9 protein-coding genes are annotated in these 13,881 nt (G+C 33.5%); all 9 read left to right on the top strand.

Annotation, left to right across the window (positions count from 1 at the left end; all coding sequences use genetic code 11):
- Positions 1 to 83 precede the first annotated feature (83 nt).
- The gene (locus CW733_RS09150; protein ID WP_100996908.1) at positions 84 to 713 is read left to right on the top strand and encodes a 7-carboxy-7-deazaguanine synthase QueE; all 630 of its coding nucleotides are present in this window, start codon (positions 84 to 86) and stop codon (positions 711 to 713) included.
- Between the two features lie 414 nt (positions 714 to 1,127).
- Positions 1,128 to 2,801 (top strand): asparagine synthase B, encoded by a 1,674-nt coding sequence (gene asnB, locus CW733_RS09145; RefSeq protein ID WP_100996907.1) that lies wholly within the window; start codon positions 1,128 to 1,130, stop codon positions 2,799 to 2,801.
- 110 nt (positions 2,802 to 2,911) lie between these two features.
- A complete protein-coding gene (locus tag CW733_RS09140; protein ID WP_100996906.1) occupies positions 2,912 to 3,439 on the top strand; it encodes a hypothetical protein in 528 nt (175 codons plus the stop codon).
- Between the two features lie 6 nt (positions 3,440 to 3,445).
- A complete protein-coding gene (locus CW733_RS09135) occupies positions 3,446 to 5,329 on the top strand; it encodes a zinc-dependent metalloprotease (protein ID WP_100996905.1) in 1,884 nt (627 codons plus the stop codon).
- Between the two features lie 332 nt (positions 5,330 to 5,661).
- A complete protein-coding gene (gene gyrB, locus CW733_RS09130; RefSeq protein WP_100996904.1) occupies positions 5,662 to 7,611 on the top strand; it encodes a DNA topoisomerase (ATP-hydrolyzing) subunit B in 1,950 nt (649 codons plus the stop codon).
- A 94-nt stretch (positions 7,612 to 7,705) separates the two neighbouring features.
- Positions 7,706 to 8,734, top strand: coding sequence for a DUF6588 family protein (locus CW733_RS09125; protein WP_100996903.1), 1,029 nt, complete (start codon positions 7,706 to 7,708; stop codon positions 8,732 to 8,734).
- 82 nt (positions 8,735 to 8,816) lie between these two features.
- The gene (mdh, locus tag CW733_RS09120) at positions 8,817 to 9,743 is read left to right on the top strand and encodes a malate dehydrogenase (RefSeq protein ID WP_100996902.1); all 927 of its coding nucleotides are present in this window, start codon (positions 8,817 to 8,819) and stop codon (positions 9,741 to 9,743) included.
- 196 nt (positions 9,744 to 9,939) lie between these two features.
- Positions 9,940 to 10,539, top strand: coding sequence for a hypothetical protein (locus CW733_RS09115; RefSeq protein ID WP_100996901.1), 600 nt, complete (start codon positions 9,940 to 9,942; stop codon positions 10,537 to 10,539).
- Positions 10,540 to 10,724: 185 nt separating this feature from the next.
- Positions 10,725 to 13,751 carry a protein translocase subunit SecDF gene (secDF, locus tag CW733_RS09110; protein WP_100996900.1) on the top strand — a complete coding sequence of 1,009 codons (3,027 nt, stop codon included), beginning with the start codon at positions 10,725 to 10,727 and terminating at the stop codon, positions 13,749 to 13,751.
- The last annotated feature ends 130 nt before the right edge of the window (positions 13,752 to 13,881 follow it).

Below are 13,881 nucleotides of genomic sequence, written 5' to 3'. Positions count from 1 at the left end.
CTGAATAATCTTTCAGAATTTAAAAGGAAAAACTTCTAACTTCCAACGGCAAGCTTCAAACTTAATCTCTATCTTTGCAAGCTATGACGCAAGAGGTTCAAGATTTAGTAAATCAAGGAAAAATGTTGCCTTTAATGGAAGAGTTTTACACCATTCAAGGAGAAGGTTTCCATAAAGGTACAGCTGCTTATTTTATAAGAATTGGTGGTTGCGATGTTGGTTGCCATTGGTGTGATGTTAAGGAAAGCTGGAATGCACAATTGCATCCTCCTACAGTAATTGAGGATATTGTTGCTAATGCAAAAAAGTATAGTAATACTATTGTTGTTACAGGTGGTGAACCATTAATGTGGGACATGACAGCACTTACAAAGCAATTAAAAGCAGATGGTATGAGTATTCATATTGAAACTTCTGGTGCTTATCAATTGTCTGGACAATGGGATTGGATTTGTTTGTCGCCAAAAAAAATGAAGCTTCCAACACAAGGTGTTTACGATAAAGCAAACGAACTAAAATGTATTATCTTTAATAAAGACGATTTTCGCTTTGCGGAAGAGCAAGCCGAGAAAGTAAATGGAGATTGTATTTTATATCTACAGCCAGAATGGAGCAAACGCGACACAATGGTGCCTTTAATTGTAGATTATGTTATGGCTAATCCCAAATGGAAAGTATCATTACAGACGCATAAGTATTTAAATATACCTTAGAAGGTAGGTAGTGCTCAGTCTTCAGTAGGCAGTCACAGTTTGGTAGATACTCAAAAGCATTAAATTATTCGTTATTGTGAACATTTTTCATTATAAAAAATGTGTGGCAATCTCATGATGCATTCTTAAAACTCTCTGTGAAACTCTGCGTGAACTCCTTGAATATATGAGACATAAGAATAAGAATCTGTGAAAATTAGTGTAATCCTTGTTAAACCGCATCAGAGTAAGTACTAAAACTTCAATTTCAAATCACTCAGCCAAAAAAGCATTCAAATTAATTTCATTTAAGTTTGAAATTAATTATTTTAGTTTCAATTTAAAAGCATTTACTTGTTTTCTGTTTTAAAAATGAAACATTAATCTGATATTTGCTTCATAATCAATAATAAAAGAATTTAAAATATATAAGTTATGTGTGGAATTGTATGTGCTTTCGACCTTAAACAAAAATCTGAAGATTTAAGACCTCAAGTTTTAGAAATGTCTAAAACTATTCGTCATCGTGGACCAGACTGGTCTGGAATTTATAGTGATGATAAAGCTATTTTAGCGCACGAGCGTTTAGCAATTGTAGATCCAGCTTCTGGAAAACAACCACTATTTAGTCCTGATAATAAATTAGTATTAGCAGCTAATGGCGAAATATACAACCATAGAGAGTTGCGTAAGCAATTTGAAGGGAAATACGATTTTAAAACAGAAAGTGACTGCGAAGTAATATTGGCGCTATACCAAGAAAAAGGTGTTGATTTTGTAGATGAAATGAATGGAATTTTTGGATTTGCTATTTACGATACAGAAAAAGATGAATATTTTATTGCTCGTGACCACATGGGAATTATTCCTTTATATATAGGATGGGATCAAAATGGAACATTTTACGTTGCTTCCGAATTAAAAGCATTAGAAGGAATTTGTACTAAAATTGAATTATTTCCTCCAGGACACTATATGTCTAGTAAAGATGGCGAATATGTAAAATGGTACAAGAGAGATTGGAGCGATTATGATGCAGTAAAAGATAATGAAACTAGTATTGCTGAAGTTAAAGAAGCGCTTGAAGCAGCAGTACACAGACAATTAATGAGTGATGTGCCATATGGTGTATTATTATCTGGAGGTTTAGATTCTTCAGTGGTGTCTGCAATAGCAAAAAAATATGCGCAAAAACGTATAGAAAGCGATGATACGTCTGATGCGTGGTATCCACAAACACATTCTTTTGCTGTAGGTTTAGAAGGGTCTCCAGATTTAGCTGCAGCACAAAAAGTAGCAGATCATATTGGGACAGTGCATCATGAAATAAAGTTTACAATCCAAGAAGGTTTAGATGCTATAAAAGATGTGATTTATAACATAGAAACTTACGATATTACTACTATTCGTTCTAGTACACCAATGTATTTAATGGCAAGAGTTATTAAGTCTATGGGAATTAAAATGGTATTATCTGGCGAAGGAGCAGATGAAATTTTTGGAGGCTATTTATACTTCCATAAAGCGCCAAATGCGAGAGAGTTTCATGAAGAAACGGTTAGAAAATTAGATAAATTACACATGTACGATTGTTTAAGAGCTAACAAAAGTTTAGCCGCTTGGGGAATTGAAGGCCGTGTACCATTTTTAGATAAAGAGTTTATGGATGTTGCTATGCGCATCAATCCACAAGATAAAATGATTAACGGAGAACGCATGGAAAAGTGGGTGGTTCGTAAAGCATTTGAAGATATGTTGCCAGAAAGCGTAGCTTGGAGACAAAAAGAACAGTTTAGTGATGGCGTAGGTTATAGTTGGATTGATACACTTAAAGAAGTAGTTGATGAGGCAATAACAGACGAGCAAATGGAAAATGCAGCATTTAGATTTCCAATACAAACACCACAAAACAAAGAGGAATTTTATTACCGTTCAATTTTCGAAGAGCATTTTCCAAGTGATACAGCAGCTTTAAGTGTGCCACAAGAAGCAAGTGTAGCTTGTAGTACTGCTATTGCTTTAGAATGGGATGAAGCATTTAAGAACATGAACGAGCCTTCTGGTAGAGCGATTGCAAATGTGCATGATAAATCTTATGCACAATCCTAATCGTCATTACAATAAATAGAGTTTAATAGCTTTAAAACCTCGCTTCGGCGAGGTTTTTTTTTGTTTAGAACATAGTTAAGTTTTTCTACAGCATAAAATAAGTGATATTTATGAGTGTAAAAAATCATTCAACTGATTGTGTTTTAACCTATATTTGTGTAAAACATAGGTTTTTGAATGCATTAGGGAAAATATTAATTGTATCTGCTTTTTTATTTGTCAATAAAAATTGCAAAGCACCAAGCTCAAGTGTTAATGTTGGCACTGAATCAGAAATGATGAAGGTTGAAGGTGAAATAAAAATTAGATATATAGAAATGTACGGGTCTGTTTGTTGTCCTAGAGATTACAAGCACGATAATCATTTGCTTAATTATATTAAAGACTTCGAAACTGAAAATAATATTAGTTTAGCCTTTAATTTTAAATTGCAATTAGGTAGAGAAGGAGAAGCAGTATATTTTCTAAGCCTCGAGAATCTTTCTTTTAAACAACAAGAAAATTTTATAAATGAGCGTTCTGCCGGAATAAAAAGTGACGACAAATCTGTAGTAAATAATTTGAATAACCCAGTGTCTATTAAAAAGCACCTAGAGTCATGGGACAATGTATCAATTAATAACTTAATTAAATTTTAAAAAAAAATGAAAAAAACTACTTTACAATTAAAAAGCTTAACGCTTTTGTTTTTTTTAACAACTATTTTTTCTTTTGCGCAACAAATTGAAAAGTGTGCTACAGATAAGTTAATGGAAATTGAACGTCAAAAAAACCCAGCTATGTTCGATCATAATAGAGCAGAGTTAGAGGCGTTTACACGTAACTATAAGTTAAATAATGTCAGTTCAAAATCATCAATGATGGTTACAGAAATTCCAACGGTTATTCATGTAATCCATAATGGAGAGGCGGAAGGAACATATCCAAATATGAGTACTGTGCAATTAACAAGTGCAATTGCAAACCTAAACGCTGCTTTTCAAAATACAGGTGTTTATGCTGGATCAACATTCTACAATAGCCCAATGAATGTAGAATTTGTATTAGCAAAGGTAAAAGAAGATGGAACAGTAACAACAGGGATAGAAAGACACAATGTTGCAGGTAAATCGTATGCTTCAGAGTATGATAATAATGGAATTAGTGCTGGAGGAGTAGGGGTTGATAGTGTTGTTTTATTTAATGACTATTTTTGGAATCCGCAAGATTATATGAATGTATGGATTGTTAAAAAAATTGATGGTGTAGACATTGGAACTGGAAATAGTGGCATTTTAGGTTATGCTACACTTCCTGGAACTAATCCTGGAGTGCGTGATGGTTTGGTGTGTCAAGCAAGAGCTTTTGGTTATAATCCAACATATAGTTCTAGTAATCCAGGAGCAACTCCTGGTTACGATTTTGGTTCAAGTTTATTTCCTAGTTCTGGTAACGGTACTGCAGATCACGAAGTTGGTCATTATTTAAATCTACAGCATACCTTTAACGGTGATAATAATGGTACTGTATGTCCTCCAGTAAGTGGAACCGTAGGAGCAGATGATGATGGTTGTGCGGATATTGCTCCACATAAAAGAACAAACTCTATTTGTCCAGGAGATAGCGCAACAGGAAATGATTGTACTGGAGGTTCTAATGAAAATATTCATAATTTTATGGATTATTCTTCAGACCCTTGTTTTACAGGTTTTTCTAACGATCAAAGAACAAGAGTACACGCTGCTGTAGATGGCCCAAGAGTTGCTTTTAAAACATCAATTGCAGCTAATGCACCTTCTGGTAATTATCCCGCTGCTGTTGCAAATACTCCTGTAAAAACTGTAGCAGGAAGTTTTCTTGGAGGAGTATTTGAAGTGTCAATAAACGGTAATACTTTTAAGTCTTTATCAGAATATAATGATGGTTTTTATTTAAATAGGGTTGCTTCTCAGCCAACAATAACTTTAGTAGAGAATACGGTAACAAATATTACTGTTATAGCTGGTTTGGCAGGAACTAATGATGAGCTTGTAGATGTTTATATAGATTATAATAATGATGGTGCTTTTGCAACAAGCGAAAGAGTACATCAATCTCAACCTGCAAGTGCTATAGCAGGAGCTGCTGTTGCAATAAGTTTTACAACACCTATGGTAGGAGGTTTTGTAAATAACCAAAAACTTAGAATGCGTGTGATTTCAGATTTTGATAATCACGGGTCAACAATTGCTAATGCTTATTCAACACAAATTGGTAACATAGAAGATTACTCAGTAATTTTCAATCCTACATTATCTGTAACGGATAACGAAATTGAAGTTGGTGCTATAAGTATTTATCCTAATCCAGCTAACAGTGTTTTGAATATTAAAAATGCATCTAATAAAGAAATTACTACGTTAACTATATTTGATGCTTTAGGAAGAAGCGTTTATACAAACTCTGGTACAAATAAAGTATCTGTTGAGAACTTAGGTGATGGTGTTTATTTCTTAAAATTAGACTTTGAGAACAACAACAGTGTTACTAAACGTTTTATTAAAAAGTAAAACAGTTTGTTTTTATAATTAAAAGTTTAAAAGCTTCCTTTTTGGGAGCTTTTTTTATGCGCTTTAGTTTTTTTAAGAACTTAAAAACAACACCTCTAATCGGTTTTTTAGTTTTTCACTTTTCCGAAGAAAAAAAAATCAATAAAAATTCAATTTAAGGCACTTTTTAGATCTTTTAAGCGGTTTTTAAGAAATCAACAATTGTTAATAAAAACCAGCCAAATCCGTTAAAAGGCGTAATAAAGCCTTAATGTTTTCGTATATTTGGTTGTTGTTGAGAATTCAGTTTTTCAGCAATACTAAAATGAATCAAAAGCAATAAAATAATATATATGAGCGAAAAGAAAGAAGAGTTCAATAAACATAATTATTCGGCAGATAGTATTCAGGCCTTAGAAGGTATGGAGCATGTACGTATGCGTCCTTCAATGTATATTGGAGATGTTGGTACACGTGGTTTACACCATTTAGTATATGAAGTTGTAGACAACTCGATTGATGAAGCTTTAGCTGGACATTGTGATAATATTACAGTGACTATTAATGAAGATAACTCGATTACTACAGAAGATGATGGGCGTGGTATTCCAGTAGATTTACACAAAAAAGAAGGCGTTTCTGCACTTGAGGTTGTAATGACTAAAATTGGTGCTGGTGGAAAGTTCGATAAAGATTCTTATAAAGTCTCTGGTGGACTTCACGGAGTAGGTGTTAGTGTTGTAAATGCGCTGTCTGATCATTTACGTGCTACCGTTTACAGAGATGGTAAAATTTGGGAACAAGAATATTCTAAAGGTAAAGCTCTTTATCCTGTAAAAGCAATTGGTGAGTCAGATAAAAGAGGAACAACCGTTACTTTTAAACCAGATGCAACAATATTTACACAAACGTTAGAGTATAACTACGATACCTTAGCAAGTAGAATGCGTGAATTAGCGTATTTAAATAAAGGGATTACAGTTCATTTAATTGATAGACGTTTTACTAAAGAAGATGGTTCTTTTGAAGGTGAAACATTTCATTCTGAAGAAGGATTAAAAGAATTTATCAAGTTTCTAGATGCTGCTAGAGAGCCTTTAATGAAAGATGTAATTGCTTTCGAAGGAGAGAAAAATGGTGTGCCAGTTGAGGTTGCCATGATTTATAATACAAGTTATGCTGAAAACTTACACTCGTATGTAAATAATATTAATACGCACGAAGGTGGAACACATTTATCTGGTTTCCGTCGTGGATTAACACACACGTTAAAGAAATATGCAGACGAGTCTGGAATGTTAGACAAATTAAAGTTTGATATTGCAGGAGATGATTTCCGTGAAGGATTAACAGCTATTATTTCGGTAAAAGTTCAAGAGCCTCAGTTTGAAGGACAAACAAAAACTAAACTAGGAAACAGAGAAGTTTCTGCAGCAGTAAGTCAATCTGTTTCAGAAATGCTGACTGATTATTTAGAAGAAAATCCAGACGATGCTAAAATTATTGTTCAAAAAGTAATCTTAGCAGCTCAAGCACGTCACGCAGCACAAAAGGCTCGTGAAATGGTACAGCGTAAAACAGTAATGAGTATTGGCGGTTTGCCAGGGAAATTATCTGATTGTTCAGAGCAAGATCCTGCAAAATGTGAAGTGTATCTTGTCGAGGGAGATTCGGCAGGTGGAACGGCAAAACAAGGTCGTGACAGAGCGTTTCAAGCAATTTTACCATTGCGTGGTAAGATTTTAAATGTTGAAAAAGCCATGAAGCACAAGGTTTTTGAAAACGAAGAAATTAGAAATATTTTTACTGCTTTAGGTGTAACCATTGGTACAGAAGAAGATAGTAAAGCACTAAACCTTTCAAAATTAAGATACCATAAAGTAGTGATTATGTGTGATGCCGATATTGATGGTTCTCACATTGAAACACTAATTTTAACATTCTTTTTCCGTTATATGAAAGAATTGATAGAAAACGGACATATTTATATCGCAACTCCACCTTTATTTTTAGTAAAAAAAGGAACGAAAAAAGAGTATGCTTGGAATGATGAAGAGCGTTTAGCTTTAATGGAGCAATATGGAGATGGAGCAAAAATACAACGTTATAAAGGTCTTGGAGAAATGAACGCAACGCAACTTTGGGATACCACAATGAATCCTGAGTTTAGAACATTACGTCAAATTCAAATAGATAATGGTGTAGAGGCAGACAGAGTATTCTCAATGTTAATGGGAGATGAAGTGCCACCACGTCGTGAGTTTATAGAAAAGAATGCAGTCTATGCAAATATTGATGCTTAATACTTAATATAAAACTAAAAAAACACCTTCAGTTAAACTATTGAAGGTGTTTTTGCGTTTATAAATGTAGAACCCGAATCTAATACATATTAAAATGAAAAAAACAGGATTAATTATCATTGCTTTAATTTTAACTTTAAGCAGTAACGCTCAAGACAATTTAGAACAATTACTAGCTGCTGGTGTCGCAGATGCAGCACGTTTTTCTACAGATTACATTAAACCTGCAAACGATGGTTTGGCATATGGTATTAATACAGGTTGGTTTAATAATGCAAAAACACCAAAACGTCTTGGTTTTGAGTTGTCTATTATTGGTAATGCAACATTTATTAATGATGAAGACAAGCAGTTTATATTGAATACAAATGATTATGAAAACATAAGTTTTCAAGATGGAAGTACAAGTAAGCCGGTTTCTACAGCATTGGGACATAATGATCCAGCTGTTTTTGTAGAGATAACTTACGACGATCCTATTTTTGGGGAACAAACAACAGAGTTGGAACTTCCAACAGGAATTGGTTCTGCAAATATTAATTTAATACCTACAGTTTTTTTGCAAGGAAGCTTTTCTCCTTTTAAAGGTACGCAAATAAAAGCACGATACTTTCCTAAAGTAGATACAGAAGATGCTAAAGTTGGATTATATGGTTTTGGTTTACAACAAGATTTCACTTCTTTTTTACCAGTAGATAAAGTACTTCCAATATCAATATCAGGACTAATTGCTTACACGCATTTGGATGGTAGTTATGACTTTACAGATACAGGGGTTGTTGATGGCGAAAATCAGCAAATTCAAACAGAAACCAATACAATGTTATATCAATTAATAGTTGGAACAAAGCTAAAAATCATTAATTTCTATGGTTCTGTTGGGTATATGAGCGGAAAAAATACAACCGATTTATTAGGAACATACCGTGTTTCTGGTGAAGGATTAGGAGGTGCTACTCTTTATTCAGAAGAAATAGTAAATCCGTTCTCAATAGAATCTGAAACTAAAGGAGTAATAACAACAGTTGGAGCAAATTTAAGTTTAGGATTCTTCGGTTTAAATGCAGCTTACACAATTGCAGATTTTAATAGTGCTTCAGTAGGAATGAATTTCAGCTTTTAAAAGTCTAGTTTTTAACCGTTTTTTGAAGCAAAATTTGTAAATTCGTACTTTAAAATTATACACAAACTAAAAATATATTAAAATGAAAGTAACAGTAGTTGGAGCAGGAGCAGTAGGTGCAAGTTGTGCTGAATATATTGCTATTAAAGATTTTGCAAGCGAAGTTGTAATCTTAGATATTAAAGAAGGTTTTGCCGAAGGTAAAGCAATGGATTTAATGCAAACCGCTTCATTAAACAGTTTCGATACAAAAATAACAGGAAGTACAAACGATTATGCAAAAACAGCAGGTTCTGATGTTTGTGTAATTACTTCTGGAATTCCTAGAAAACCAGGTATGACTCGTGAAGAGCTTATTGGTATTAATGCAGGAATTGTAAAAATGGTATCTGCTAACTTAATAGAGCATTCTCCAAATACAATTATTATTGTAGTGTCTAATCCTATGGATACAATGACATATTTAGTACATAAAACTACAGGGTTACCAAAAGAAAGAATCATTGGAATGGGTGGAGCTTTAGATTCTGCACGTTTCAAGTACCGTTTAGCTGAAGCTTTAGGAGCACCTATTAGCGATGTAGACGGAATGGTAATTGGTGGACATAGCGATAAAGGTATGGTACCATTAATTGGTAAAGCTGTAAGAAATAGTGTTTCAGTTTCAGAATTTTTATCTGAAGAACGCATGGATCAAGTAGTTCAAGATACTAAAGTTGGAGGCGCAACGCTTACAGGTTTATTAGGGACCTCAGCTTGGTATGCACCAGGAGCAGCTGTATCTGCAATGGTTCAAGCTATTGCTTGTGATACTAAAAAAATATTCCCATGTTCTGCTCTATTAGCAGGAGAATTTGGATTAAATGACTTAGCAATTGGAGTACCTTGTGTATTAGGCGCTAACGGAATTGAAAAAATTGTTGAAATTAGCTTAACAGATGCTGAAAAAGCAAAATTAGCAGAGTCTGCTGAAGGTGTTAAGAAAACTAATGGATTATTAGAATTATAATAAGTATATAATAGAAATTGGTGAGATCTATAAGTCTTACAAATTTCAAACAATACATAAAAAAAGCCTCGCAATAATAGAATTGCGAGGCTTTTTGTTTTTAATAGGCTTTATAATCTGATTTAAAGTCATTTAGCACTACAATATTTATCCAAAGAGAGTAGTAATACAACCTTAATTTTTTTATATTTGGCGCATGAAGACGAAATGGTATTTTGGTACTTTAATTGTAATACTCGCTTTGTTTGGTGCATGTCAAGAAAACTTGACGGTCCCGAACCAAGAGATTGTATTACAGTTTTCTAGTACTAATATATCTTCAAGTGAAGTTAAGCTTGCTATTACTAATGTAAAAGAGCAATTAGAAACTATTGGTGTTTCTAAAGTCGATATTCGCGAAGAAGCTAACGGTCGCTTAGTTATTTCTTATTTTAGTGACAGTACAGTTGCTAATGTAAAAGATGCACTGTCTACAGCAACACTGGCAATCTATTATGCTTCTAACGAAGGTAATCAATCAGAACTCCCAACAAAACAAACCTATAATATCGATGTTTTCGAAATCACGAAAAGTAGTGATCCTGGTTTTGGCTCAAGCGGAAAATTATTATTCGAACTTAAACAAGATTACGATAGATTCTCGAATCCAAACGTATTTGTTTATGCAACAGAAGCTACTTCAGTCGAAAAAAATGTTGAGGTTCAAGTCGCTTACAAGCAAAACAAAACTATTGCAATTGCAATAAATAATATTCCTCACCAAATTCCTGAATGTCGAGCTGGACCAGTTTCGTAACAGGAATAATAAACTTCCTAATTTTTTTTTTGAAACAATAATGTAAAGCTTCGGTTTTAGTTATTGTTCCAAATCTATAGTTTTCATAATTCATATTGAAAACTATCAATTCATATTAAAAACCATTACTAACAATTGTCAGCTCCGAAAATTCGGAATTAAAACCTGACGCAAATAACAAAACAATGCAAAATAAAGGATTAGTAAAGCTGTTCGCAGTTTTATTTGGACTGGTAAGTATTTACCAATTGTCTTTCTCGTTTAAAAACAACTCGATCGAGAAAAACGCACAAGAAATAGCCGCTTCAAAATTTAGTGAAGATGTTGTAGATTTTAAAGAGAGACGTAAAGCGTTTGAAGTAAATTATCTTGATTCTCTTTCTAGTTCACCAGAAAGTGTATTCTTAGGAGAAGACTACTCTAAAGTTAAAGATAATGCAATGAAATTGGGTCTTGACCTTAAAGGTGGTTTAGAAGCAATTTTACAAGTATCAGTAAGAGATATCTTAAAGGGATTAGCAAATAACACTAAAGATCCTGTGTTTAATAAAGCATTAGATGATGCTGATATTTTACAAACAAACTCTCAAGACGATTATATTGAGTCTTTCTACGTAGCTTTTGATGCTATTAAAGGAGACAAAAAATTAGCGTCTCCAGATATTTTTGGAACACGTTCTTTAGTAGAAGCAGGAACTGTAACTATTGGAATGAGTGATAGTGATGTAAAAAGTGCATTATCTAAAAAAATAGATGAGTCTATAAACTCTGCGTTACAAGTATTACGTACACGTATTGATCAATTTGGAGTAGCATCTCCAAACATTCAACGTTTAGGTTCTTCTGGACGTATTTTAGTAGAGTTACCTGGTGTTAAAGATGTAGAGCGTGCAAAAGCATTAATTACAGGAACAGCAGAATTAGAATTTTGGTTCGGTTACAAAGCACAAGATTTAGGTCAGTATTTTAACGACTTAAACAACGTTTTAAAAGCGAAGCAAGAAACTGTAGCAGTAGATGCTGAAGCAGATGAAACTCAAGAAGCGGCAGAAGAAACGGCAGACGATATTATTGGAGATTTAACTGGAGCAGAAGACGAAACAGCAGTAGCTGTTAATCCGTTTTACGACTTAGTAGCAGTAAACTCAACAGGATATTATTCTGGAGCAGGTTTAGTAAAACTTACAGACCAGAAGAAAGTATTAGAAATGTTAAATTCTAAAGAGGCTATCGCAATGCGTCCAGCAGCTGCAAAGAATATAAGATTTGTATTCGAAAAGCCTAAAAAAGATAGTGAAGTAACAACTTTACACGTTTTAGAAGGTAACAGAGATAATGTACCACCATTACATGGTAGTATTGATGATGCAAGAGAAGGTTACGATCAAGGAAATAGAGTAGTAGTAAACATGCAAATGGATGCTGCTGGATCTAAAACTTGGGAAGTAATGACAGAGCGTGCTTACAAAGAAGGAAGTAACATTGCTATTGTTTTAGATGATGTTGTGTATTCTGCACCAGGACTTAGTAGAGGTAAAATTGCAGGAGGTCGCTCAGAAATTTCTGGAGACTTTACAATTAACGAAGCAATCGATTTATCTAATGTTTTACGTGCAGGTAAATTACCAGCAAGAGCAAGTATTATCCAGAGTGATGAGGTCGGACCAACTTTAGGTCAAGAAGCTATCGATAGTGGTACAATGTCATTTTTAATTGCATTAGCATTAGTGTTAATATGGATGGTATTCTATTATGGTAAAGCAGGTGCTTTTGCAGATGTTGCAATGGCATTAAACATTTTATTAATCTTTGGTATTTTATCTGGATTAGGAGCTGTATTAACGTTACCTGGAATTGCAGGTATTGTATTAACAATAGGTATGTCTGTAGATGCAAACGTACTTATTTTCGAACGTATTAGAGAAGAATTAGGAAAAGGAAAAGACCAAAAATCTGCTGTAAAAGACGGATTTAGTAATGCATTATCTTCTATTTTAGATGCCAACATTACAACAGGTTTAACTGCTTTAATTTTATTCTTATTTGGTACAGGACCAATTAAAGGTTTCGCAACTACTTTATTAGTAGGTATTGGTACTTCTTTATTTACAGCAATCTTTATTACGAGATTACTAGTAGACTGGTATGTAAACAAAGGCGGTAAATTAGATTTCTCAACAAGTATTACTAAAAACTTATTTAGAAATATCAATATCGAGTTCTTAAAGAAACGTAAAATGGCTTACATTATTTCAGGAGTATTAATTCTTGGAAGTTTAGCATCATTATTTACAAACGGATTAGATCAAGGTGTAGATTTTAAAGGAGGTAGAACTTACCAGGTACGTTTCGATCAGCCAGTAAGTGCTTCAGAAATAAGTACTTCATTATCAGATGCAGCCGTTTTTGGTAGTGCAGATGCTAAAACTTTTGGTGACGATAATCAATTAAAAATTACAACTAAATTTAGAATTGACGAAGCATCAGAAGAAGCAGATAATGAAATGAGAGAAACATTATTTAATGCATTACAACCACACTTAAACGGAATGTCTTACCAAGACTTTATTTCTAATAAAGAAGGTAAAACAGCAGGTTTAATGAAAAAGTATAAAGTAAGTCCAACAATTGCAGATGATATTAAGCAAGAGTCTTTCTGGGCTGTTTTAGGATCATTAATTGTAGTATTCCTTTACATATTATTCCGTTTTAAAAGATGGCAATTCTCACTTGGTGCAGTAGCAGCAGTATTCCACGATGTATTAATCGTATTAGGAGTATTCTCTATTACATACAAGTTTATGCCATTCTCATTAGAAATCGATCAAGCCTTTATAGCAGCAATTCTTACTGTAATTGGTTACTCATTAAATGATACGGTTGTAGTATTCGATAGAATTCGTGAGTATTTTAACGAACACTCAGATTGGGAATTCGGTAAAGTTATCGACAAGTCTTTAAGCTCTACATTAAGTAGAACATTAAACACCTCTTTAACTACATTAGTAGTATTATTAGCCATCTTTATATTTGGTGGAGAATCTATTAGAGGATTTATGTTTGCCTTAATAGTAGGTGTAATTGTAGGTACGTATTCATCTTTATTTATCGCAACACCAATTATGTTCGATTCAGTAAAAGGAGATGCTGCAGATGCATTAAAAGACAAAGTAGAAGAAGAAGAAGAATTAGAAGAAGGAGCGAAAGCATAATTCTTAAATTTCTTAATATAAAAAAAGCCTTTCAGTTTTATACTGAAAGGCTTTTTTTATTTATAATAAACGTAGAATTACAATTCAGTCGTTTCCTTTTGGGCGTTCCCTTGCGAAAAGCAAGGTCAGG

Origin of the sequence: Lacinutrix sp. Bg11-31, assembly GCF_002831665.1 — a bacterium.
Taxonomy (GTDB): Bacteria; Bacteroidota; Bacteroidia; order Flavobacteriales; family Flavobacteriaceae; genus Lacinutrix.
Note: the sequence above shows the minus strand (reverse complement) of the source record. Positions and strands in the feature narration are given on the sequence as shown.

Excerpts from the sequence above, each read along its gene's own strand:
- CW733_RS09135 (WP_100996905.1), top strand. The coding sequence starts at position 3,446 with ATGAAAAAAACTACTTTACAATTAAAAAGCTTAACGCTTTTGTTTTTT.
- asnB (WP_100996907.1), top strand. The coding sequence starts at position 1,128 with ATGTGTGGAATTGTATGTGCTTTCGACCTTAAACAAAAATCTGAAGAT.
- CW733_RS09115 (WP_100996901.1), top strand. The coding sequence starts at position 9,940 with ATGAAGACGAAATGGTATTTTGGTACTTTAATTGTAATACTCGCTTTG.
- CW733_RS09150 (WP_100996908.1), top strand. The coding sequence starts at position 84 with ATGACGCAAGAGGTTCAAGATTTAGTAAATCAAGGAAAAATGTTGCCT.
- CW733_RS09140 (WP_100996906.1), top strand. The coding sequence starts at position 2,912 with ATGAGTGTAAAAAATCATTCAACTGATTGTGTTTTAACCTATATTTGT.
- CW733_RS09125 (WP_100996903.1), top strand. The coding sequence starts at position 7,706 with ATGAAAAAAACAGGATTAATTATCATTGCTTTAATTTTAACTTTAAGC.
- gyrB (WP_100996904.1), top strand. The coding sequence starts at position 5,662 with ATGAGCGAAAAGAAAGAAGAGTTCAATAAACATAATTATTCGGCAGAT.
- mdh (WP_100996902.1), top strand. The coding sequence starts at position 8,817 with ATGAAAGTAACAGTAGTTGGAGCAGGAGCAGTAGGTGCAAGTTGTGCT.
- secDF (WP_100996900.1), top strand. The coding sequence starts at position 10,725 with ATGCAAAATAAAGGATTAGTAAAGCTGTTCGCAGTTTTATTTGGACTG.